Raw genomic sequence first — 24,556 nt, 5'->3', positions numbered from 1 at the left:
TCGGAGCGGGTTACAGTTTTTTTATAATATCGTTGCTTACTTTCTTCCTTTCATTACGATTACTTTTTTTCCTTCAATTTTAAAATGCACGCTACCTGTTGTTTCAAGCATCTTAAACAGGTTACTCATATTCGTGTTCCGTGATATATCACCATAAAATTTTTCATCAATAGCAGTTTCATATTCAATCTCCACATCATACCACCTCGCCACTTGCCGCATCACTGTATTCAAATCAGTACCTTGGTAACTAAACATGCCATTCTTCCAAGCCATCACTTCATCCACATCTACATCTTTATTTACCCTGAGCGTACCTGTCCCGCCACCAGCGGGAGTCGAAGGGTTGCTTATTACTCTCGCTTGTTCTCCGGGTTTTAATATTGCCGATTGCCCATTGCCAATTGCAGTTTTCACTTTCCCCTCCAGCAACGTCACCCTTATCTCCGGTTCATCATCAAAGGCGTTCACATTAAAATGAGTACCCAACACCGTTACACCCACATCGCCTTTGCTAACAATGAATGGCTGTTTTATCGTACCTCCTGCATCGTAATTCGTACTTACTTCAAAGTATCCTTCACCACTCATTGTCACTTTTCGTTCGTTGCCAATAAATGCAACAGGATATGTTATAGAACTACCAGCGTTTAACCATACCCTGCTTCCATCACTCAATGTCATATCAATCACCTTACTTCCTCTCGGGTTTGCCAACGTATGGTATTTTAACTCACCCTGAGCGGTAGCCGAAGGGCTATACACTATTCGTCCGTCATCAGTTTTATCTACCTTCACTCCATTCACATTTGCAAGTTGTCCATTCGCAACATCATCCAGGTAAACTGTTGTTCCATCGGCCAATGTAATCTGTGCTCTGTTTTTATCCGGCGCTTTAACATCAGTCTTCTGAGCCGTAATAGGATTAGTTTGTTGTCCGTTATCCTTTGTACTTGAATTAAACAACCAATACCCCACCATAAACAACACACCAATTATACTCGCAGCAACTGCTATTTTCTTCCACAACAGCCTACTGTCTTTACCACTAACCACTAACGCCTCGTCCTGAGCGTCAGTCGAAGGACTATCGGCTTGCATTAAATCTAATTCCTCTTTAACTTTCTCCCAACCTTTCTCAACATCATACTGTTGCAACACCTGCAATTCACTATTCACAAACTCTCTATTCGTCAGGTTATCAAAGATTGTTTTATTAGTATCGTTCAGGTTCTTCCATTTATCAAGTTCAATCTGCTCAGCATCCGTTATGGATCCTTGCAGATAGTTAATAAGGAGATCTCGTACATGTTGATTGTTTGCTGCCATAGAATTGGTTAGGAAATTTTACAATAGGTTCACCACGGCTTAACAAAAGGATAATGGCGTATATCTATATCACGCCCAGCCTTAACTTTTAACTATCCGGTTTCAAAACTTTCTTTTGTAAACACAGTTTTACCCATAAAATGCCAGATTTTATACATTCATTCCCCATCGTAGTACATTGGATTTTTTATCCTCGGTCTGTAAGTAAGTGCAGCTAAAAAATTAAAAAGAGTAGGTCGTGTTTATCAAAAGGATCTTGTCTTTTCTTCTTTGGATTTTGCTCCTTGGATTTTGGATTTTTTTTTCACTTGTGCTTTATCTTTCTGCTACACATAGTATCCCCAATCGGCTTACCACTGCTCTTCACCACAGTAGTGCAAGAGCTAAATCAGGGCTTTCGACGGAACATGGGGGTAATATGTTCCGGCTTGACTTTTTGGTTCTTTTGTGTCAAGACAAAAGAACAAGAACAGAAAGTTCATCTACAAACAAAAAGCTTAATAGAAATACTTGCCCCATTCACTATTCACCATTGACCATTCACAATTCATAACTCCGAACCTTGTCCTAACAAATACAAACAATACATCAACACACCAGCAGAACTAATCCCCTGGTGATAAAGTTTCAACCGTAAACTTTCAATAGCCTGGTTCTTATGATTCAACACCGTCTGCGGACTGATACTCAATTCTGCAGCAATCTGTGCCGTCGTTTTTCCATCCAAGAATATCCTTTGAAAAACAAGTTTTCGTTGAGGCGGCATCTTTTCAACTTCAGCATAAATTGTCTGGAGAGTCATGGCAATGATCATTTCTTTATCACTACCCGTTTCAACGGAATCAGTTAAAAAAGCCAGGCTGTTATGATCCGCATCCCTGCGTTTTGTTTTACGTAGTAGATCAATGCAGGCATTTTTCGTAGCAGTAAAAAGGAAAGATTCAATGTCTTTCAGGTTATCAAAGTCATCTTTTTTCCGGAGTAGTTTAAGGAACACTTCAACCGCAATATCCTCAGCTTCTTCCTTATTGCTGATCATCTTATCTGCATAATAACAAAGTGCCTGGTAATGCTGTTCGTAAAGTTGTTTTACGGCAGCTTCATGTCCATGTTGAAATCCATGGAGTAGGTCCATATCAGAGTACACAATCTTCATGACAGCTTAAGAGTTCTTTGCAGGTTTTGGGTTCAATGTAAATTAAAATTACAAAACTTGAATCAGATACCTTGCATATAACTGTTCAAAAGACGTTAATCTAAATCATAATGCTGCATAATTATCTTAATTCATTGTACGGTCCGTACAATCGTAAAGTTCTTATATTTTAAATTCTTGTAATCTTACTTATAAAGTATTTCAACAGCTTTTTTATAGTCATCTGTTTGCTGATACTCCAGTATCTGCAGTTGAAATCGTTGCAGGATATTTCTGACATATTCTTTCTTGTTTGAAGTAATGCTGGCAATTCTTGAAACATTAATTCCTTCGAGAAAGTACATATTAATGATTTGTTTCTCTTGTTTTGAGTAATCCATCTTACTTAGTAAAGTATAGATATCAGTATGGTTAGCGCCTCGTTTCAATTCTCATAGAATTTAATAGAAGTAAAAAAACGAAGATAAAACAAAACTACCTATAGGTAGTTGTACTAGCGTTTCAATTCCGTCACCTTAGCCGTCACACAAATGCCGGTCAAGACACCCATACAATGGTATGTAATTCAAAAAGTGCGTGAAAAACGCCTTGCAATTGAAATGACACAACTCCAGTTGTCATTAGAATTAGGCTTCTCCGAAGGCTATGTCGGTAAAATAGAAAGCAAGAATCTCCCCGATCATTACAACATCGATCATCTCAACAAACTTGCTAAAATCTTCAAATGCAGTCCGCAAGACTTCATGCCTAAAAAACCTATGTAATCATTAAAAATAATTTTGTTCGAAAAATTGCATTCGCACAAAACAAGTGGTTTATTTGCATTATAAATTGGTAACAAGGCTATAAGTTGGGTTTCAATTAAAAAGTTCTTTAAAATAGTATTCTATTTAATACTAGTAATCATGTATGTAAGGCATTTCGACGATTCATTTACAGCATTAATAAAAAATAAGACTGAAAATATTCAGTCATCACTCAAAAAAAATGAAGTCATGAAGAAAACCACACACGCAAATAATCTAGAAGCATCAAATCAATCATCAGAATACTCCAACTCTAACAGCCACAAAGATATTACACACACTGAGCCTCATAAAAAGGGGCTCTTTTTGTTTGTATAACTTTCTGTTCATAAAGTAAATTCCTATCGGTATACCACTGCTATTAACCACAGTAGTACATAAGCCTAATCAAGGCGATATCCGAAAACCATGCTGGATATTGGTTTTCGGGGTCCTTTTTGTTTCTTTTTGGACAAGCAAAAAGAAAAGAAAGAAATGCATGTTGATAAAAAACATCAGTTCAAAATAATAAACTCAGGTGAACATTAACCATTAACAACTAACCATTGTCAAAACTTCTCCCTCCTGCACATAATCCACTCCTTCTCTCACTTCCATAAAAGCAATCTCTCCAAACATCTTTACGCCATAAATTCATTTAAAACAATAATGATGGCAATTAACATCGTAACCCAGGAAGATCTTCAAAAATTCAAAACAGAACTATTAGCCGAACTCCGCCAACTCCTCGAGCCGGCTGCAAACAGCAAACAAAAGAAATGGCTTAAATCCTGGGAAGTAAGAGAACTCCTTGGCATCTCCCGGGGCACCTTGCAAAACATGCGAATCAACGGCACACTCAAAGCCACACAAGTCGGCGGCCTCATGTTCTATGATAACGACGATATCACCCAACTAATGAAAGGTAACGCAGGCTCTGAGCGCAGTCGAAGAGTCGGGTAACTGTTACTTCGAGAGCAGTCGAGAAATAACAATAATCACTCACTACCGTCATTGCGAGCTTGCGAAGCAATCCAGCCAATATGCATTCCATTGCCAATTCACCATTGACCATTAATAACTAACCATTAGCCATTCTTCATGCATACCATACGCAACAATACCGGCAAACAAAATCAATGCAAATCCAAAATCAGTCCACAGGAACGTAAAAAAAGAAAACATCTCAAGCGTTTACGCAAACTCTTCCCAATCTGGAAACACTTCCTTCCCTTCTTCAACTCAAAATGAATTAAGTAATATGGTAATCGCAATTGCTTCAAACGTTACACATAGAGTGATCAACATACCTACTGCAGTAATTCATCACAGTAGCACAAAGTCAAATCAAGGTGTAATCAGCAACCGTGCTGTATATCGGTTGCTGGGGCCTTTTTTGGTTACTTTTTTGGCCAAACAAAAAAGTGACAGAAAATGAACTACATCAAACACCTCAATGCCTTCTTCAGCATTATAAAAAACGATAGTAGTTTAAATGCAAATCATGTAAGTCTGTATCTGGCATTGTTCCAATACTGGAACTACAATCGTTTTCAAAATCCCTTCCCCGTTTACCGTGATAACATCATGCAGCTATCAAAGATTGGTTCACGCAACACCTATCACAAATGCATGAAAGAACTGCATCAGTCACGTTATATAGTTTATCATCCTGCACCATCTAAATTTCTACAAGTCAAGATCACAGTCACCAGGTTAGATAGTTACTTTGATAAACTCCAACCACATCAAATCAACATCTTCTCATCAAGTCCCAATACTGATACAGTTAATGGCTCATATTTAAGCCACACAAGTCCCGATATTGATACCGACACAGTCCCACATTTGGGACAGAATATAAAACCAAACATTTCTAAACAGAGAGAAACCCACATACCCACTATTAATCAACAGAATATAATTAAGAAAAAACAAGATCCCGGCGCAATGAATATCCCCTCCCGGGAGGGGCTCGGGGTGGGTATGCATTCTAGCTTGCCCTCGGGTTTAGCCGAGGTGAAAGAATATTTCCAGCAAAAAGGATATGCAACATCCGAAGCAAACAAATTCTACAATCACTACAAATCATTAGGCTGGAAAATCCAGGGCGTGGCGCCAATCGAAGATTGGAAACCCTTGGTAGAAAAGTGGATGGAAAATGCGAAGCATTGGCCCGGTGGGCAACAACAGCAAATCCAGGAAAAGGATATTGGAAAAGAAATACAATACCTCTACGAATCCTGGAAAGAAGGAAAGAACATCATTCACCAACTATCACCAAATCATTTCGAATATCTACAACTGCAGTTAACAGATGAAATAAAGACAATTGCAAAAGCCGAACGTATCAAACAATTAAGCAGCAGCAATCAGTACAGTGATCAGCAACTATTGCAAGCCTACAACAGCAAGCAACAAAACAACGAAAGCATGTCAAAAGACAAAAGCAACATAGACCTAATCGCAAAGCGAATAGCCATACTCTCACACTTTAAAACAACACAAGAAAATGAACATTAAAAATTACAGCTCCAACGTCGAAGCATCAAAGTCCATGGCACGTATCGAAGAATTGCTTGTCGAAATCGGTGCAACCAACATCAACAAGCAATATCAAAACAAACTGTGCACCGGCATCACGTTTTTATTGTACGATACGCAACTGCAACAAACACTTCCTTTTCACCTTTCCGCCCAAGTCGAAGAATGCTTCAACATCCTTTGGAAAGAAATCAAGCGTCCCCGACCTGACACCAAAGAACAACTCCAAAAACAATCATCAAAAACCGCCTGGAAAATACTCTCCGACTGGACCGAGATCCAATGTTCGATGATCCTCCTCGGACAAGGCAAACCCCTGCAAATGTTCCTTCCATTCATGTACGACACAAAAAACAACGAAACTTTGTTTGATAAAGTGAGTAGTGGTAAATTGAAATTATTACCAGGATAAAAAGAATTTACAGATGTATAATATCACGCTCATTTCTACCCACCATAGCGAGCTTGGCAAATGCAATGCAGATGAATTGCTTAAGATCTTTGAAGCAATAAGTCCCGATGTAATTTTTGAAGAATTACCGCCGTATTTATTTAACGAGTTATACAAGCTGGATGAACATCCCGTTGAATCCCCGGAATCAAAGTCTGTCAAAAGATACTTACGAACGCATGATATTAAACATATCGCTGTAGATATTGATACAAACCTGGACTTTTATGACAGGGATGTTAAATATATGTGTGATTCATTTAAAAAAGATGCTGCATATAAAAAAATAGAGGACGAGCAAAAAGAACTGATAACAACAAAAGGTTTTGCGTTTCTCAATAGCAATAAATATATAGAGTTGTTTGAAAAAAAGATGATACTGGAAACAAATCTTATACAACTATCGCCGGAGAAAAATAAGCTGCTTCGTATTCATAAATTTCTTTACGAAGAAACCAACAACCGGGAATATGCAATGCTTCAAAATATTTATAATTACAGTAAAGAGAATAAATACGACAAGGCGATATTTACCTTGGGTGCTGGCCACAGAAAATCAGTAATTCAAAAAATACAGGAATACGAAAGCAAAGAAAAACTCAAATTAAATTGGACATTTTATAATGAGCAAGCTAGCTGAAAAACATGTCCTGACTCGTCCCGACTGGACCAAAATCCAATGCTCCATTATCCTCCTTGGCCAAGCCAAACCGTTGCCAATGTTTTTACCCTTCGTGTACGACATGCTGTTTATCTCAGCAAATATTAAAAATCATTGTGGACTAGTGTTTTACATTTGTTTTAATATTTAGTCCACTTTTATTTGGATTATTATTCTAATTTACAGTAACTTACATTCTAAATGGACGACACTAACAATTCTTAATATAAATTTAGTCCACCATAATCTATAATTATCTCAACTGTAAGAAGACCATGATTTCGGAAAAAACACAACTACCACAGGATTTTATTCAGTTAGCACGCACTGCTTTGGCTGGCAGACCGCAGGATATTCAACTGCTTATTCATCGAGCTTCTAAAAAATATATTGAAGCCTATCCTCACATGACAGATGCATTGCTTGCTTTATTAAAAGAATCACCTTCTCGTTCGTCTCCATTAAGAAAACAGATGGACACCCCATTGCCAGTAGATTTAGATTCACGACTTCAGTTGTTGCGTGTTGAAATGGGAGTGCCGGATTACGCCCCTATATTATCTACTGAAAATGAAACTCTTTTATATCAAGTTATATCAGAGCGTGAAAATAGCAGCACATTGTTCAAGCTTGGATTGCACCCAACAAAGTCAATGCTTTTTACAGGTCCTCCTGGTGTTGGGAAAACTTTGGCGGCAAAATGGATTGCAAATCGATTAAATCGTCCGTTACTAGTACTGGATTTAGCGGCAGTTATGAGCAGTTTCTTAGGGAGGACTGGCAATAACATCAGATATGTGCTGGACTATGCAAAAAATACAGAATGCGTTCTTTTACTTGATGAATTGGATGCAATTGCGAAACGCCGAGACGATAACAGCGAAATCGGCGAATTGAAACGATTGGTTACCGTGTTACTGCAAGAAATTGACGATTGGCCTTCAACTGGATTGCTACTTGCTGCAACAAATCACCCAGATCTGCTTGACCCTGCTGTTTGGCGTCGATTTGAAGCGGTCTTAAAATTCAGTATCCCTCCACGAATTCAAATTGAATCTCAGATTAGAAGATTATTGAATGGTCAAATCGAAGACACTGAGTTATGGAGCAAGGTACTTTCGTTCGTCCTGCTGGGTCAATCTTTCAGCGAAGTTGAAAGGCAAATTACATTACTGCGTAAAACTTCAGCTATAGGCAACAAATCATTAGCAGAGGGCATTCAATTATTGATAAATTCAAATGCAAATCTCACTCATGATCAAAAGGTGGAACTCGCTTGCAGCCTTGAGGAAAATGGAATTGTTTCGCAAAGACGTGCATATGAAATCACTGGAATTTCTAGAGACACGATAAGGAAACATCGCAACGACCATTTAGAACAATCGACATCTATGTTGCGTAAAACAAGTCCGGCAGTTAAACAAAAAATGACTAAGAAAACACCTTCAAAATCCATAAAGAAAAAATTAAAACATGGCAAAGCGTAATTTTTTGTTAGGAAAAGGAGAACGTTTGGCGGAAGATATTCGTGTAGGGTCAGCACCTGTTAATAAGTTATCGCCTTATACTTTTGGTGAAGCAAAAGAACGCCTTGCACCAATGCTGAAAAATGTTGCATCTGACATTGATGATCTTCCCGCAGATGCGTGCCCCGATGATCTGGCTGTGGCTACGATCACAATGAATCCGGAATATATTGCAAAAACTTATTTCCCTTCGGAATTATTGAGATCAGTAGGTTTAGAACCGATTGGAAGCAGATCAAGAACTATCAAGCCCGAAAAGAAAAGTGGTGATAGGGATCCCCAAGAGGCATTCACAACTGAATTATTTGTTATTGGCAACCGGCAAAGCTTCAAACGTTGGGCAGCAACATTCGATAATTTGGATGAAACAGATCCAGGAGCCACTCAGATTACTGGAATAGAAGAAATTTCTTTTCAAACACCTCATCAAAAATTGAAACTGGTTGAAGAGAAAGTAGAAAAGAATGTTTATGAAGTTGTACTTCATCTGGATGAAGAAAAAGGTGAGGGCCGCTATTTAAATCAATTCAAAAATTACCTTAAAAAGCATAAGTTAAACCCCGATTTTACACATCGTTTTTATGCAGGCGGTTTATGCTTTCTTGAAATGGAGGCACCAGTTGACCAAACAGAATATATTGCTCAGTTTAGTTTGGTTCGTGTTGTAAGGACTATGCCAACATTACGATTATTACGTCCTGCCATCCGTACTGGTGGAGTAGATAAAAGTATGAAGATTGACATTCCCAATATCGGTCCGCTTGATTCTAATATTAAAGTTGCAATCTTCGATGGTGGTATACCAGATAATCATCCGATTTCACGTTGGGCAACCAACTATAATGTGCCAGGAATTGGCGCTACAGTTCCGGCATTGCTGGAGCATGGTGTAGGAGTTACTTCTGCTTTTTTATTTGGCCATATTGATCCTAAGGTACCCCTTCCGCAGCCATATTCATTCGTAGATCATTACCGTGTTTTAGATGACGTTCCCGGGAAAAATCCTTTTGAACTTTTTGAAATATTGGATAGGATTAAGGATGTTTTAGAAACTAATAACTATGACTTTATTAACATAAGTCTTGGACCTCGACTACCTATTGAAGACGGAGAAGTTCATGTATGGACAGCAGTATTGGATGACTATTTATCAAAAAGATCAACTCTTGCTACTATCGCAGTTGGCAATGACGGTGAAGGGGATGCTGCAATTAAAGCAAACAGGGTTCAAGTTCCTGCAGATTGTGTGAATGCCTTAGCAATCGGCGCTTGTGATGTTCCTGATGATAATTGGCAAAGAGCACCATATAGTTCTGTTGGGCCAGGTCGCAGCCCGGGTATTACAAAACCAGATCTTGTTGAATTTGGAGGATCTATTCAACGTCCCTTTCTAACATTAGATGTAAATGATGGCACCCAGATTATTCCTACCGGAGGTACTAGTTTTTCAGCTCCATCTACTTTAAGATTAGCGTCAGGAGTTAAGGCACATTTTGGTGCAGCATTAAATACACTTGCAATCCGAACTCTTCTTGTCCATTGTTCGGAGGCTGCTGACATACCGAAATCAGAAGTTGGCTTCGGCAGAATTGCACGTTCCCTTGATGATATTGTCATTTGTAATGATGGAACAATGCGTGTTGTCTTTCAAGGAAGAATTACTGCTTCTAAATTTATTCGCATTCCAATACCTGTCCCAAACACTGCCTTACCGGGGAGAATAAAAATTAAAGCAACTTTATGTTATACAACTGCGGTGGATCCTCATCATCCTGAAAATTATACACGAAGTGGGTTAGAAGTTGCTTTTAGGCCTGATAAAACAAAAAGAAGAAAGGATAAAAAAACCGGAAGGGAATCTGTGCATCCGATGACAAAAACATTTTTCGGTACCATTCAAAAAGATTTTCAAACAGAGGAAGAACTTAGAAGAGATGCTTTGAAGTGGGAGAATTGCATGCATGATGAAAAAAGTCTAAATGGTACATCCTTGAATGATCCGACTTTCGATATCCATTATAATGCACGTATGGAAGGTCATAATGATACTAGGTCTCAGGAAATCGAATACGCTTTAGTTATAACAGTAGAAGCTCCAAAAATTACTGATCTCTATGATAAAGTTGTTAGGCGTTATGCAACTAAATTAGAACAGTTAGTTCCGGTTATTGACTTGCCTTTACGGGTATAACTTTATGATGCATGATTAAATAGTTCCTGAATATCCACAGGTGCTATTTGTATAAGTTCACTCATTATAATCTGGCAGTTATTTACTAGTATTGAATCACGATTAGGTGATAGAAGCTGCCCTGAAAAATGTTTACCGCCATGAAACAAATTATTCCTCACTGTTTTTAGAGCATCGACCAATAATCTCCAATCTGCATCGCCTGTTATAGGTAGCCAGGTGTCAATATTTATTTGTCTGTTAGGAGGATTCGATGTCAAAAGAATAATTGTATCCCGCAATGAAAGCGGTATAGGTTTATCTGCCAAATAGTTTGTTAGTTGAATCCAATCGGGTTCTAAATATCCCCGATTAGTTCGATGAAAAGAAGAATTTTTCATTGCATATTCAAATCTGGAAAACCAAAGAATGAAATGCAAAATTGAGTTCTTCCGTTCATCCTTAGGATACCAATCTGGTTCAATACCAATTTTCATATTTAAATAATTGTTTTACAAAATACGTTCATTCAACTTCTTTTTTTACTCAAACCAACCTTTCATAACATCTTCCGTTGCTTCGCACTTTTGTACCTTCTGTTCGTTACCATCAAAACCTCTTGGAAATCTTCTCCGACTGGACTGAGATCTAATGCTCCATGATCCTCCTCGGCCAGGCCAAACCCCTCCAAATGTTTCTCCCCTTCATCTACGATATGAAAGCCAATGAAACATTGTTCCAGAAAGTAAGCACCGGTAAAACAAAACTGCTGATCGGCTAAGCTAAGTATTGTCATATTATAAAAGGCACATATAATATTTATACTACATAATTAGTTGGAGAACTCGTATGCTTCAATGCATGCTTGTACTATCTTTTTCGGCTACAGCTCGTCGTTACTTTGTAATGTAGATGGTGAGACAATGTGTTTAAAATTCAATATCCATTAAACCAACTTCTGAAACCATTTAGTCCGTATCCTATTTAATAAGGTCGTTTACCCAATTCCTCGACCCATAATTACGGTCGCAAACAACCGTTTTTACTCCATACCCTTAAGAAATGATAAAGAGCAAACCTTGCTCTTTTTTTTATTTTCCAACCAGAACAAAAAGAGGCAACACGAACTACGACACGTTTTAACTAGCTGTGTCGCATACTTTATTTATGCACAGCTGTTATGAGCGAATGTGATTTAAATTATTATTATTCGTAATACACTTTTTCTAAATTTATGGTCGCCCAACTACACATTTTATCCAAATAAAGTTTCTCAATGTTAACCTTCGCAACCTCCAAACATCATTGGAATTATTTTCTTGCAATCGAAAAAGACCTTGAATCATTATCACGTTTCATCGAATTTGATGAAGCAAATATGGAAACGTATTCGATAGAACTCGCTCACATTCTGCTATCGGCTTCATCCGAAGTAGATGTTGTCATGAAACTATTATGCAATCTATTAGCACCTGCCGAAAGAGCAGAAAATATTATTCATTATATAGCAATTATACAAAACCATTGTCCCGATTTGATAATGGAAGAAATAGTTATACATCGCCATGGAATTACACATAAGCCCTGGGAGAATCTTGCATCTTCACAATCACCAGATTGGTGGCGTAGTTATAATAATGTAAAGCATCAACGAAATGCACATTACAATGAAGCAAATTTAAAAAATGTAATTAATGCCGTTGGTGCATTGTTAATTACCACTGTCTATTATTACCGTCAACTCGTTCTCGCAACAGACACCATCCCTTCATTTCAGGATATCACAACTTCATTATCTCCAGGCTCATCCTTCTTGAAATTATGTAACCTTGATTACTACCATCAATTTCTTGTCGTTTAAATAATCACTCTACATTCATTAAATCTTAAATAATGGCACTATTTACAACTGATCGTTTGACAAGGCGTTTGGAAAACCAACTATCAAAAGGTGGTATTGTCGATCAAAATTTGTCAGCGAAAGCTAAAAGAATATTAAATGAAAGTTTCGATGATCAAAAGTCTATACGGTCTTCTCAATTAATATATGACATTTTTCTATCGCATAGCTCCTCAGACGCAACTATCGTAGCAGGTCTTAAACTTGAGTTAGAGGATCTCGGATATTCTGTATATGTCGATTGGATCAATGATCCTCAACTGGACCGTTCACAGGTAACCAAAAAAACCGCAACACTTTTACAAAAAAGAATGAAGTCTTGCAAATCACTTTTCTACGCTTTCTCTGAAAACTCTGCAGAATCAAGATGGATGCCATGGGAATTAGGCTACTTCGATGGCATAAAAAACAAGGCTGCCATTTTACCAATTACTAATAACTCAAAAGATGAGTTTAAAGGATCTGAATATCTGGGCATCTATTATTACATCACAAAAGAATTAATTCAAGGTTCAACAACCAAGGAAAGTCTTTGGGTCAATGAATCTAAAAATGTTTACGTCGCATACAATGATTGGATTTCAAAAAATCAACTACCATACAAACACACAACATCATGAAGTATTCCGCCGAAATTGAAGCATTTATAAAAGATTTTGTAAACGACCTTTCGGAAAATAACGTCGCCATTTTTGCCGGTGCCGGTATGTCAAGAAGTGCAGGCTTTGTCAATTGGCCTGAGCTACTAGCAGAAATCGCCGAAGAACTGGGCTTAAGTATCGATAAAGAACACGATCTTATATCCTTAGCACAGTTTCATGTCAATGAAAGTGGTGGAGGCAAACACAAGATCAACAAGAAAATACTCGAAGAGTTTACAGAAGATGCTCAGCCAACCGAAAACCATAACATCCTGGCTCGGCTTCCAATTAATACATATTGGACAACAAACTATGACACACTTATAGAGGACACATTAAAAAAGTCGAATAAGATTGCCGATGTTAAACATCAAACTAAACAACTCGCTAACATTCTTCCAAAAAGAGATGCAGTTGTTTATAAAATGCATGGCGATGCACACCACCCTGCTGATGCCATCTTAACTAAAGACCAATACGAAGGATATTTCAGAACCCATGAACTGTTTATTACTGCATTAAGTGGAGATTTAATATCTAAAACTTTTCTGTTCATTGGTTTTAGTTTTACAGATCCTAACCTTGACTATGTTTTAAGTCGCTTGAACATTCATTTCGGAGAGAACAACAGACAACATTATTGTTTTATTAAAAAGCATAAGCTGGGAGAAAAAGGAAATGAAGATCAGGCCAAGCTCGACTACAACTCCACCAAACAACGGTTAATGATAGGAGATCTCAAAAGGTATCGTATAAAAGCGATTACAGTTGAAGACTACGCTGACATCACTGCTATATTAAAAGAGATCGAGACAAGATTCAAAAAGAAAACAATTTTCATTTCAGGTAGCGCAGAAGAATATGGCACTTGGGATAGAGACAAGGCTCAAACATTTATTCACTTATTAAGCAAAGAAATCGTCAAATCCGGGTTCAGAATTGTGAATGGATTTGGTTGGGGTGTTGGCAGCGCAGTGATTAATGGAGCATTGGAAGCGGTGTATGAAAAACCAGAAAAGTTTTCCCAAGACCAATTAATAATTAAACCTTTCCCACAATTTTCTACTGGCAAGAAAGATCTACATGAAATGTGGCAAGAATATCGTCAAAATATGATTTCGTTAACTGGCATAGCAATTTTTATTTTCGGTAATAAAAAGAAATCTGATGGCAGCTTAATCCTTGCTGATGGACTGCAAAAAGAATTCGACATAGCAATAGGACAGAAATTAATACCTATTCCCATAGGCGCAACCGGCTACATTTCGTCCAATATAGCAGACACGGTGTTAGCAAGCCCTGATAAATATTACAACGAAAAGCCCGCCATTATTCCTCTTATTCAAGAACTAAAAGACTCTACTCTTGAACCTGAAGAGATAATCAAAAAAATTATAAAAATTATTCAACTCGTAAATAAGTAACCATGGCAAAAAGACAAATTTTCTTCAGCTTTCATTTCGACAACGATGTTTTCCGTGTTCAACAGGTTCGTAACATGGGTGCATTAGAAGATAATAAACCAGCTTCAGTAAACGACTGGGAAGAAGTCAAAAGAGGTGGTGATGCTGCAATTGAAAAATGGATAAACGATAACATGTATTATCGTTCTTGTGTTGTTGTCTTGATAGGTTCAGAAACCGCTAACAGAAAATGGGTTAAACATGAAATTAAGAAAGCCTGGAGAGACGGCAAGGGAGTAGTTGGAATCTACATTCACAATCTTAAGTGCCTCAGAAATGGATATGGCTCAAAAGGCTCTAACCCATTTGATCAATTCTCAATTAACAATAAATCAATGTCATCAATTGTCAAATGTTATGATCCAGGCAGGGATGCATACAACACCATCAAAGCAAATATGGAAACTTGGATAGAAGAAGCAATCAAAATCAGGAATAATAATTAATTTCTAAATATTATATTCCTATGGCACCTACATCTACCGGTTTAGGGGGAGAAGAAAAAATTTTAATAGCAAGCTTACTTTTGTTCTAATAACGGTTTCGCCATAGAAAATATTTTTAAATATATTTATGACCCATCATTGTAAAATCACAAAAAATGCAAAAGTCAGTTGCTTACCCTCGTTTTATCAGTAATTCACCTTCCGGCGTTGATTTATTTGAAAGCCGCTCTCAAGAAAAAACCGCTAAAAGTATTTCTGATCATATCAAAATTGGGGATAATGATTATAAACTTATTGGTCTTGATGGGGTTTGGGGGTCTGGCAAGTCAAATACTATCAGTATTATTCAAAATCAACTTGGAGAAAACTATCATCTTTTCGTTTATGATACCTGGGCGCACCAGGAAGATTTACAACGCCGTTCATTTCTCGAAGAACTCACCGACAATTTACAAAAGAATGATATTGTAAACCAATCTGAATGGAAGACTAAACTCAGAGATTTATTAGCAAAAAAGAAAGTAACAATAACTCAGTCAATACCCACATTAAGTGCAGCAATAATTGCATCGCTGATTGTTACAGCGGTGATGCCAATAGCAAAATCAATTTCAGATACTCTTCCGGAAGAAAAGAAATTCTACAAGTTTCTTATAACTTCAACACCTTTAATAGTTGCAGCGATTGTATGGATTTTCTCAGCTCTAAAAGACAAAAAGAACTGGAATCTTGTTCATTTATTTAGGATTTATGAAAAACATGATTTGAAGAAAATAAGTAATGAAACCATTTCCGAAAGTGAACCCTCCTTAAAAGAATTTAGAGATTGGTTAAGCCAACTGAATCAAGATAGTAAGAAGAATATTGTCATTGTATTCGACAATATGGATAGGTTACCAGCTGACAAAATCAAAGTTATTTGGGCGTTGTTACACACTTTTTTTTCAAGTGAGCCCTATTCCAAAATATCGGTCATTGTACCATTTGACAGGACGCATATTAGAGAAGCTTTTGGTGAAAAAGACAAGGATATTAACTTTGAAAAAACAAACCACCTTATTAATAAAACTTTTGCAGTTATATTTAATATTTCGCCAGCTGTAATTACCGATTGGAAAAAATTATTTGAGTGCAAATTTAAAGAGGCGTTTGCCGAAAACGAAAGAGAAGAATATATTATTGCCAGAAAAATATTCGATCTCCACAGCACTGCCATTACACCTCGTAAAATTATCGCTTTTATTAATGACTTGGTTTCTCTAAAACTTTTATGGGGTAAAGAAATTCAATTACGGTATATGGCGCTTTTTGTTATGAATCGGCAGCAGATTGCAGAAAACCCACTCCATGAGATCTTAAATAAACGATATCTGGAAAAATCAAAAAACATATTTATCAGCGACGATGCACTTACAGATAACATTGCCGCATTGATGTATAACGTTCCTTTGGAAAAAGCCACTCAAGTTACACTGCAGAGAGAAATAGAGCTAGCTATTCGCCTGAGAAAAATTGACGACCTGAAAGAATACTCCAAAAATTCTGATTTCATTTCCGTATTAGAGCAAATACCCGCCGAAGACATAGAAGTTGAATCAATGTCGATATGTTTGAATGAAATCGAAAACACGACCGCAGAGGCTGACAGGGCCGCTATTCAAATCATCTGGGATAGAGTTGTCGGATTGCAAATGAACTCACAGATACAGACTATTAAATTTACTGAGGTCCATAAAACACTTGTCCTTAAAGCACGCCCATATGCTAAAAAGAAATTCGTAAAATACCTTCTTTCTCAATTCTATAACGTTCAACCTTTTACAGGTTCGCATTATTTTTTGGAACTCCAGAAAATTGAAAACTTCCTCGATGAAAACAATATTGAAATTGATTATATTAATTTAATTGATGCAAAAAAGGTCGAGGCTGATAAATTTGTTGATTATGTTTACGAAGGCGAAGACAATTATGAAAAATTCAAAGTGAGTTGTGACGCTTCGATCTTGGAAAAATTCTTTATCGAAAAGCTTCCAAATAAATTGGCAAACACTAGTATCTTATGGCATATTAATACAAAGTACTCGTTCACAAAACTTAAAGCAGAACTAGAAAAAATTATTAGCAACAACAATATTGCCATTGAAAATATTGATCCAATATTTGACGCATATAAAGCCACTTCATCTTCAAAATTGTTATCTGCCAAACTGAGTGATGCCAAGATCAATGAACTTTTGTCGGAAGCAAGAAGTAAAACACCAGCATATTATGAATTGTGCGCCATGCGATTAGCTAGAGGGGGCGCATTTACCAGTCCCGGAAATTTAGATGAAACCATTTCAGCATCAACTGATGAAAATTATATTAGTGAAATATCAAAACGTATACAACACTACAATGACTATGGCAGCATATTGCTGATGACAATTAGTTGGCCAACCGCGGCGATAGCTTTGATAGCGAAAAAAATCACTATGGACAATGCAGGCGTTGCTATGCATATCGAAAAAGTTCTACCAGAATTTGAAACAATTGCAAAAACGATAGATGTTGGCAATGAGACCTTACTAAGCAAATTAAACCCCTGGGCGGTATATTTAAAGCAGAAAATGACGGAAAAAAATTTAATCAACATCATTCCAGATTCTGATTTTTATAAATTCGCTATAAAGACCGATAATGATCTTACACGATATATTTTTGAAACAGCAATTAAATTCACAGATCAGGCGACTGAGGACGAGTGGAAAGAAGCTTTTAAAGATTTTTCCTCGTCGTACCTTTTTGATTTATTCTTAACACTCATTAACAGCAATCGAATTATCACATTGCCTAAGGAGGCATTCGATGCATATAAAACAACATTACAAGCAATAGTAGATAATCCGGATGATTACGATATATCCGACAATACCTTAAAGAATTGGCAACTAATTTATCAAATAGCGGACAAGACTCATTTGCAGCCTGTCATTAAAGATATCAGGGATAGGTTTTTACGAGAAGTTGATATTTCGTCAGAACAATTTATCTTTTTCGAAACATCGTTACGAGAAATTGGCGCCTTAAAAGATAGATGCGGCGATTATGTGAGAAGAATTTTAATCTGTGTATTCACTGATTCAGAGTGCTTCACAGTTATTGCTAACAACAGATCATTTTATGGTGCTTTAATCTCATCGGCAGGAAACGACGCATTCACCTTTATAGACTCTCTCCGTGAAAGTCTTCAATCTGATGCTAGTAATACTGCTATGATGGATCTGAATAACATCATTAATTCAAACTTAGCAAACGATATTAAAATAATTTATGCAAAATACTACTCGCCTTCAAGTGAAGAAGTTGAAGAGTTAGATATAACAGATTCGTTAAAACGAATTGTAGAGCAGGAAAAAAACCTCCATTTTATGGTTGACAATGGCATAGTCGACGGGGCAGACCCCGCACCTGGTAAACTGAAATCATTGTTTGTTAAATTCACTTACAAAGACGAAGAAAAAGAACAATTATTTGAAGAAGGCAAATGGCTAAGTCTCCCCTGATTGACCGATTCCCTACGTAACACCTTAAAATACGTGAATGGAAATGCATCACAACAAAATCACACTAGGGCTACTCCGCCTACTAAGCAATCATCAACGACAATGATATTTACATCGACGTCGTCGCAGGTTGCCTAAAAAAATAACTGTATTTAATATCTATAAGCGATTCTCTCATTTCCTCACCCTCTTCACCTCCTCACTATTCTTCGGCACCATCACCACATCAACACTCTTAACATTATTTATTCCATAATGATCATGTGCTTTCTTTAAGTAAAGGCTGTACATCGCATCCAGGTTCCAGCTTTCATTTTGTCTCAATCCTTTATGGATTTTTCCATTTTTAAGGCCTACAGTCACACGGTACCAGGGCATAACAGATTCATTTTGATCATTAAATACTTGTCGCCAACAAAAATATACCGTGAGTGAATAAAATTAGCTAAAATTGCTAAAAATATTAGCTAACATGTCAGCCATTCATACACTCCGTTCAGATGAGGTGCAGATTTATCGCCTCCGTGATTTTGATTGTGTTACTCTTCGCTTGTATGATACAGCTGTCCCGGCAGGCTTCCCTTCTCCAGCTGCAGACTATCGTGAAGATGACATCGATTTTAACCAACTGCTTCGCCCTCGTCCTTCATCAACATTTGTTGTAAGAGTAAGTGGCGATTCTATGACAGGTGCAAACATTCCCGATAAAGCCTGGTTAATAGTCGATCGATCCATCAAACCAGCCAGCGGTAACATCGTTTTGGCTGTAGTCAACAGCGAGTTTACTGTTAAGCGATACATTGTTAACAGCAGTGGAACAAGGTTGATGCCTGCCAATCCACGTTACAATCCAATCGTCATTACCGAAGAGATGGATTTTCGTGTATGGGGCACAGTTACCAAAGTCATCATTGATCCACTTGTTTCAGGCATTTAAAAATGATAGCACTAGTTGATTGTAATAATTTTTATGCTTCCTGTGAGCGCATCTTTCAGCCCCGGCTCGAAGGCAAAGCAGTTGTGGTTTTAAGTAATAATGATGGTTGCGTCATTGCACGTAGCGAAGAAGCAAAAGAGATCGGTATTGAAATGGGTGCACCCGCATTTATGATGCAGGAATTGCTTTCAAAAAATCAGGTAGCAGTATTCTCTTCAAATTATACATTGTATGGAAATCTGAGTGAGCGTGTCCAGGATATGCTGTCAACGTTCACACCTAAAATAGAATGTTATTCAATCGATGAAGCTTTTCTCGACCTGTCCAATATGAAATTCACCGATCTGTTTCAATACGGTTATTCAATTCGTGAAGCAATCAAACAGGATATTGGTATTCCTGTCACCGTTGGTATCGCTCCTAGTAAAACTTTAGCGAAGATGGCTAACAGGTATGCGAAGAAAACACAACGCAGTAAAGCAGTCTACTGTCTCGATACAAAAGAAAAGATCAACGAAGTTTTGAACTGGACACAAATTGAAGATGTGTGGGGCATTGGTGCACAACATAGTCGCAGGCTTAAATGGATGGGCATTCATACTGCAGCCGACTTTTTAAATAAACTCAATCCTGATTGGGTCCGCACAAACATGACGGTGGTAGGTGAACGTATGCTCAATGAATTAAACGGCATTCCATCAATTGAGTGGGAAGATATAATCAAACCAAAAAAAGGTATCTGCACTGCACGTTCATTTGGAAAATTGCTTTCCGAAAAAAAAGATATTCAGGAAGCCGTCGCAAATTATGCTTCATCATGTGCTGCAAAACTTCGCAAACAAAAAACTTGCGCCGGCTTAATGCATGTGCTTATTCAGACCAATGTTCACCGCACTCAGGATAAACAATATGCCCGCAATCTTACATTAAAAATTCCTGTAGCAACCAATAGCACAAAAGACATTATTCGTTATGCATTAAAAGGGCTCGACATGATTTATAAACCCGGTTATCAATTCAAGAAGGCCGGTGTAATTGTTATGGATATTGTGCCGGAAATCGAAGTACAGCAGTCCTTGTTCGATAAAGCAGATCGAAAAAAGGATGCTACCCTTATGAAAACACTCGATAAAGTCAACACACGCTTCGGAAAGGATTTGGTTAAATTTGCTATACAAGGTTACTCACGGCAATGGCGCTTAAAACAGGAACATCTTTCACCCTGCTATACAACAGATATTAACCAGGTGCTCACCATCAAGATATGAATACAAAAACAATCATTGCTGAATTATCGCAGGAACTTATGTTCTTTCTGAAAGACAAAAGATATACACATATTCTTTCAATGGGTGATGCATTTGCAAATAATGAAGCGGATCATCATGTAAATGATTACTACTTGCTTCCCCTATTGCCCGATGATCCCTTGTTGAAAGCTGAAGCATCCGATCAGCTAATTAGTCCTATTGATAGCGATGAAGTGAAGGAAATGGCTGCAGGTATAGATGCCATCCGCTTTTTGATAGAAATTTCTGAAGACTTATATTTTCAGTACCTGCACAATTCAACGGTCCTTTAAAACAAAACCCAGGAAATGTTCAATCCTTGTTATCCATTTACAACAGAGTTGCTGAATGCAATGATTGAAAAACAAGTGCGGCATTATGTACGTTCCACTTATCCAAGAGGCTTAGTAAAAGACCACACTTCCATAAAAAACAGTTTTCTCATATCCCACTACCACGATTCCGCCGAAGCCGAACGTCATTACAAAGCTATCAGGCACGATCAGAATCGCTTTCTTTACGATACAAGAATTCCGGAACATTTGGATAAACTAAAGATTGCAGCTGCCGCACCTGAAGGATACAAAATTTATTCGAGGATCATGATACCGGGTATTGAAAAGAAAGTAACGGTTTTGTTTAAAGAACGTACCAAAAAATACCTTTATAAAAATACCGGTTGGGATCTGAAAGGGAAGGTAACAATTATACCTTTTTTGTATTTTCAACTGGGCGAATTGTTCACCCGTATCAGTTATGGTGGCGATGAAATAAAATTCAAATTTGAAGACCTTGAAAATAGTTAGTTATGTGTCTTGATATTTCTTTTCGTATCGATATTTCGGAAGATTCTCTTTACGATTATCTTCCACATTTAAAGATTGATCCGCAAATCAATTTAAAGTTTGAAGCTAATTCACATATCCAGGCACATTCCCGTCCGCAAACACGTATCATTTACATGAATACGGAAAACATTCCTTACATTACTTTAATGCGGTGGGGAGTAATGAGCAAATTCATGTTGAAAAATGCAGTCAACTTTTTTAAGTACGGAAACAACATGTACAATGCCCGTTCAGAAAACATCTTCGATCCCAAATCAACCTGGTTTAAAATAAAACAGAATCGTTGTCTCATTGTCACCGATGGTATTTACGAACATCGAAAGATCATTGGTTGGAAAAACAAAGTGCCTTATTTCATCCGGCTTCAATCAAAAAAACCAATGCTCATCCCTGCATTATACAATTACCTCGATGTAACAAAAGAAGATATTGCTGCTATCAAGTCAACAGGCGATACAAAATTCCTTGAAGCCATCAATAAGATCATCAATATCGAAACCGGCGAACTGTTGGGCACCTATGCAATGATCACAGTGCCGGCAAATGAAAAAATGATGAACATCCATAACGATGGCGATAACAAACATCGCATGCCTTTATTCATGGAACCGGAAATGGCAGTTAAATGGATTGATCCTGCGTTAACAGATGATGAAATAAAAAGCATGCTGGCATTCCAGATTCCAGCTGAAAGCCTTGATGAAACTCCGGTATTTACAATCAGGACACAAAACCCTCGTCCCGATGGTTTATTAAAGCATGAAACATACAATTGGCCAAACCTGCCACCATTAGGAAACGACAGTCCTTTGGAACCACAAAGTGTATTATTTTAAAAATCAAATGCTGTATTAAAATATAAGGCCTTGGAAATTATTTTATCTGTTATTTCTCACGTTAATTGGCGTATTAATTAAGTCAATAAACTCTTTTGTTTTTTCATTTGAAACAATATCTTAGCCGCTTTAAGATACTTGTATGGAAAATCACCACACCATAACCCAGCCACGTTTAACCATTGAACAGGAAGTAATCATTGCAACAGACACAAATCTTTGCATCAATGCGGTTGCTGGTTCCGGAAAAACAACAACAGTAATTGAATATGCGGCATCCCGCCCTGCCGGTTCAAAAATTCTTTACCTTGCTTTCAACAAATCCGTAAAACTAGAAGCAGAAAGAAAGTTTAAGGAAAAAGGTTTGCACAATGTAAAAGTTGAAACCGCTCATTCACTAGCTTTCCGGTTTATCTGCAGAGGCTCTAACTACAAAATAAAACCCTCACAGTACAAAACACCTGAGATAGTTGAATTGCTACAACTAACCGGCAGTGATCAAAAACTTACTGAATACATTATTGCAAATCATATAAACAAGTTCATTACTTTCTTCAGCAACAGCGATAAACAAAAAGTGCAGCAGCTGAACTATATTGACACTATTACAGATCCTAAAGCAAAATCGTTTGTGCACAAATTCTATGAGTCGATCATAACGGGCACCCGTCAACTGCTTGCAAAAATGGACAAAGGAGAAATAGAAATCACACACGATTTCTATCTGAAGAAATTTCAACTTTCAAATCCAGTCCTGCCATATAACTATATTCTTTTCGATGAAGGACAGGATGCTTCCGAAGCAATGCTTGATATCTTCATGAAACAAAAAGCCACTAAAGTAATTGTGGGAGATACACATCAACAGATTTATGGTTGGAGGCATGCGGTTAACTCATTAAACAAAGTCAACTTCAACATACTGCATCTCTCAGCTAGTTTTCGGTTCAGCCAGGATATTGCCAAACTTGCTTGCAGAATTCTTGACTTCAAAGAAAAGCTGGTTGATTACAAGCCGGTATCCATCACGGGCAAAGGAAACTCAACAATATCAAATTCCTCTGCTACTATTGCTCGTACAAACCTTGGACTATTACTCACTGCAATTAATTACATTACTGAAAATCCAAAAGTGAATCACATTTATTTCGAAGGAAATATCAATTCCTACACCTATGCAGAAGATGGAGCTTCACTTTATGATGTACTTAATCTCTATAATGAGCGTCACGATCTTATCCGGGACAAATTAATTGCTTCAATGAAAGACATTGATGAATTAGAAGAATATATCGAGTCAACCGAAGATGCACAACTGGGAATGATGGTCGAAATAGTAAAAGAATATGAAAACGAAATTCACGACCTTATCAACCAATTAAAGAAACGTCAAACGAAAGATGAAGACAGGCACAAAGCACAAATGATCTTTTCTACTGTACACCGGGCCAAAGGAATGGAATATGATATTGTGTACTTGGTTAACGACTTTATCACCGAAGAAAAAGTGGAACGTATTAGAGCTGAAATAAAGAAAGACCAGGAACCAATGGATGTTTCAAAAATAAATGAAGAGATAAACTTACTGTATGTGGCCATCACTCGTACAAAAAACAAACTACATATACCTGATAAACTGTTGCCAAAAACGTTCATTTCATCACCATCAATAGTAGTCATTAAAGAGTCCGATCCACTAAAAGCAGTCTTTAAATCAACTGTACCACCACAATCAACAAACTCTACAAGCCGCAAACCTACCGGCATGGAAATAAAAAAGAAGGCATACACCCTCGACAAGAAAAGAGAAGTCAACAAATCAGCCTATTACCCTTGGACCGATGCATTAGATGAAGAATTGAAAGAGTTGTTTGAAGACGACTATTCTATCAGCGATTTAGCAGAGCATTTCAACAGAACAAGAGGAGCAATCATTTCACGTCTCAAAAAGCTCAATCTCTTCGATGAATAATTAATCGGAATAATAATTTCAAGAAAAGACATATCAAATGCTCCTCTACCAATAAAA

Annotated in this window: 23 protein-coding genes; 18 read left to right on the top strand and 5 right to left on the bottom strand. The window is 37.4% G+C overall.

What is annotated here, in order from left to right:
• Window positions 1–36: 36 nt before the first annotated feature.
• The 3 genes from ACO1QW_RS09640 to ACO1QW_RS09630 form a co-directional block, all read right to left on the bottom strand.
• On the bottom strand, window positions 37–1,329 hold the full coding sequence (locus ACO1QW_RS09640) for a FecR family protein (protein WP_486257944.1): 1,293 nt from the start codon (window positions 1,327–1,329) through the stop codon (window positions 37–39).
• A gap of 547 nt (window positions 1,330–1,876) precedes the next feature.
• A complete protein-coding gene (locus tag ACO1QW_RS09635; protein ID WP_486257942.1) occupies window positions 1,877–2,485 on the bottom strand; it encodes an RNA polymerase sigma factor in 609 nt (202 codons plus the stop codon).
• A gap of 185 nt (window positions 2,486–2,670) precedes the next feature.
• On the bottom strand, window positions 2,671–2,829 hold the full coding sequence (locus tag ACO1QW_RS09630; RefSeq protein ID WP_486257940.1) for a hypothetical protein: 159 nt from the start codon (window positions 2,827–2,829) through the stop codon (window positions 2,671–2,673).
• 186 nt (window positions 2,830–3,015) lie between these two features.
• On the opposite strand from ACO1QW_RS09630, the gene ACO1QW_RS09625 reads away from it, so the two are divergent.
• The 7 genes from ACO1QW_RS09625 to ACO1QW_RS09595 all read left to right on the top strand — a co-directional run bounded on the left by ACO1QW_RS09625 (window position 3,016) and on the right by ACO1QW_RS09595 (window position 10,643).
• A complete protein-coding gene (locus ACO1QW_RS09625) occupies window positions 3,016–3,249 on the top strand; it encodes a helix-turn-helix domain-containing protein (protein WP_486257938.1) in 234 nt (77 codons plus the stop codon).
• A gap of 693 nt (window positions 3,250–3,942) precedes the next feature.
• Complete coding sequence (locus ACO1QW_RS09620; protein ID WP_486257936.1) at window positions 3,943–4,233, top strand: helix-turn-helix domain-containing protein; 291 nt, start codon at window positions 3,943–3,945, stop codon at window positions 4,231–4,233.
• Between the two features lie 471 nt (window positions 4,234–4,704).
• Entirely contained in the window at window positions 4,705–5,793 is a 1,089-nt protein-coding gene (locus ACO1QW_RS09615; protein WP_486257934.1) for a hypothetical protein, read from the top strand.
• Complete coding sequence (locus tag ACO1QW_RS09610; RefSeq protein ID WP_486257932.1) at window positions 5,783–6,226, top strand: hypothetical protein; 444 nt, start codon at window positions 5,783–5,785, stop codon at window positions 6,224–6,226. Before ACO1QW_RS09615 ends, ACO1QW_RS09610 begins: the two co-directional genes overlap by 11 nt.
• A gap of 13 nt (window positions 6,227–6,239) precedes the next feature.
• On the top strand, window positions 6,240–6,905 hold the full coding sequence (locus tag ACO1QW_RS09605; protein WP_486257930.1) for a hypothetical protein: 666 nt from the start codon (window positions 6,240–6,242) through the stop codon (window positions 6,903–6,905).
• Between the two features lie 296 nt (window positions 6,906–7,201).
• A complete protein-coding gene (locus tag ACO1QW_RS09600) occupies window positions 7,202–8,413 on the top strand; it encodes an AAA family ATPase (RefSeq protein ID WP_486257929.1) in 1,212 nt (403 codons plus the stop codon).
• Entirely contained in the window at window positions 8,400–10,643 is a 2,244-nt protein-coding gene (locus ACO1QW_RS09595; RefSeq protein WP_486257927.1) for a S8 family peptidase, read from the top strand. Before ACO1QW_RS09600 ends, ACO1QW_RS09595 begins: the two co-directional genes overlap by 14 nt.
• A gap of 2 nt (window positions 10,644–10,645) precedes the next feature.
• Here the strand turns inward: ACO1QW_RS09595 and ACO1QW_RS09590 are convergent, their stop codons facing one another.
• On the bottom strand, window positions 10,646–11,119 hold the full coding sequence (locus tag ACO1QW_RS09590) for a hypothetical protein (RefSeq protein WP_486257926.1): 474 nt from the start codon (window positions 11,117–11,119) through the stop codon (window positions 10,646–10,648).
• 779 nt (window positions 11,120–11,898) lie between these two features.
• Between ACO1QW_RS09590 and ACO1QW_RS09585 the strand changes: the two genes are divergently transcribed.
• From ACO1QW_RS09585 to ACO1QW_RS09565, 5 genes are all read left to right on the top strand, one after another.
• The gene (locus ACO1QW_RS09585) at window positions 11,899–12,483 is read left to right on the top strand and encodes a hypothetical protein (RefSeq protein WP_486257924.1); all 585 of its coding nucleotides are present in this window, start codon (window positions 11,899–11,901) and stop codon (window positions 12,481–12,483) included.
• Between the two features lie 32 nt (window positions 12,484–12,515).
• Window positions 12,516–13,142, top strand: a complete 627-nt coding sequence (locus ACO1QW_RS09580; RefSeq protein WP_486257922.1) for a toll/interleukin-1 receptor domain-containing protein — start codon at window positions 12,516–12,518, stop codon at window positions 13,140–13,142.
• Entirely contained in the window at window positions 13,139–14,587 is a 1,449-nt protein-coding gene (locus ACO1QW_RS09575) for an SIR2 family protein (protein ID WP_486257920.1), read from the top strand. Before ACO1QW_RS09580 ends, ACO1QW_RS09575 begins: the two co-directional genes overlap by 4 nt.
• 2 nt (window positions 14,588–14,589) lie before the next feature.
• Complete coding sequence (locus ACO1QW_RS09570) at window positions 14,590–15,072, top strand: TIR domain-containing protein (RefSeq protein ID WP_486257918.1); 483 nt, start codon at window positions 14,590–14,592, stop codon at window positions 15,070–15,072.
• 155 nt (window positions 15,073–15,227) lie between these two features.
• On the top strand, window positions 15,228–18,617 hold the full coding sequence (locus ACO1QW_RS09565; RefSeq protein WP_486257916.1) for a P-loop NTPase fold protein: 3,390 nt from the start codon (window positions 15,228–15,230) through the stop codon (window positions 18,615–18,617).
• A gap of 174 nt (window positions 18,618–18,791) precedes the next feature.
• Here ACO1QW_RS09565 and ACO1QW_RS09560 read toward each other — a convergent pair whose 3' ends face one another.
• The gene (locus ACO1QW_RS09560) at window positions 18,792–18,995 is read right to left on the bottom strand and encodes a hypothetical protein (RefSeq protein ID WP_486257914.1); all 204 of its coding nucleotides are present in this window, start codon (window positions 18,993–18,995) and stop codon (window positions 18,792–18,794) included.
• Window positions 18,996–19,089: 94 nt separating this feature from the next.
• Between ACO1QW_RS09560 and ACO1QW_RS09555 the strand changes: the two genes are divergently transcribed.
• From ACO1QW_RS09555 to ACO1QW_RS09530, 6 genes are all read left to right on the top strand, one after another.
• On the top strand, window positions 19,090–19,554 hold the full coding sequence (locus ACO1QW_RS09555) for a LexA family protein (protein ID WP_486257912.1): 465 nt from the start codon (window positions 19,090–19,092) through the stop codon (window positions 19,552–19,554).
• A 2-nt stretch (window positions 19,555–19,556) separates the two neighbouring features.
• Window positions 19,557–20,822, top strand: coding sequence for a Y-family DNA polymerase (locus ACO1QW_RS09550; RefSeq protein ID WP_486257910.1), 1,266 nt, complete (start codon window positions 19,557–19,559; stop codon window positions 20,820–20,822).
• Window positions 20,819–21,136: a hypothetical protein gene (locus ACO1QW_RS09545; RefSeq protein ID WP_486257908.1), complete on the top strand. Its 318-nt coding sequence runs from the start codon at window positions 20,819–20,821 to the stop codon at window positions 21,134–21,136. Before ACO1QW_RS09550 ends, ACO1QW_RS09545 begins: the two co-directional genes overlap by 4 nt.
• Before the next feature lie 15 nt (window positions 21,137–21,151).
• Entirely contained in the window at window positions 21,152–21,649 is a 498-nt protein-coding gene (locus ACO1QW_RS09540; protein ID WP_486257905.1) for a hypothetical protein, read from the top strand.
• Between the two features lie 2 nt (window positions 21,650–21,651).
• The gene (locus tag ACO1QW_RS09535) at window positions 21,652–22,527 is read left to right on the top strand and encodes an SOS response-associated peptidase (protein WP_486257903.1); all 876 of its coding nucleotides are present in this window, start codon (window positions 21,652–21,654) and stop codon (window positions 22,525–22,527) included.
• A 142-nt stretch (window positions 22,528–22,669) separates the two neighbouring features.
• Complete coding sequence (locus ACO1QW_RS09530; RefSeq protein WP_486257901.1) at window positions 22,670–24,499, top strand: UvrD-helicase domain-containing protein; 1,830 nt, start codon at window positions 22,670–22,672, stop codon at window positions 24,497–24,499.
• Window positions 24,500–24,556 lie beyond the last annotated feature (57 nt).

The organism is Lacibacter sp. (assembly GCF_057361365.1).
Note: the sequence above shows the minus strand (reverse complement) of the source record. Positions and strands in the feature narration are given on the sequence as shown.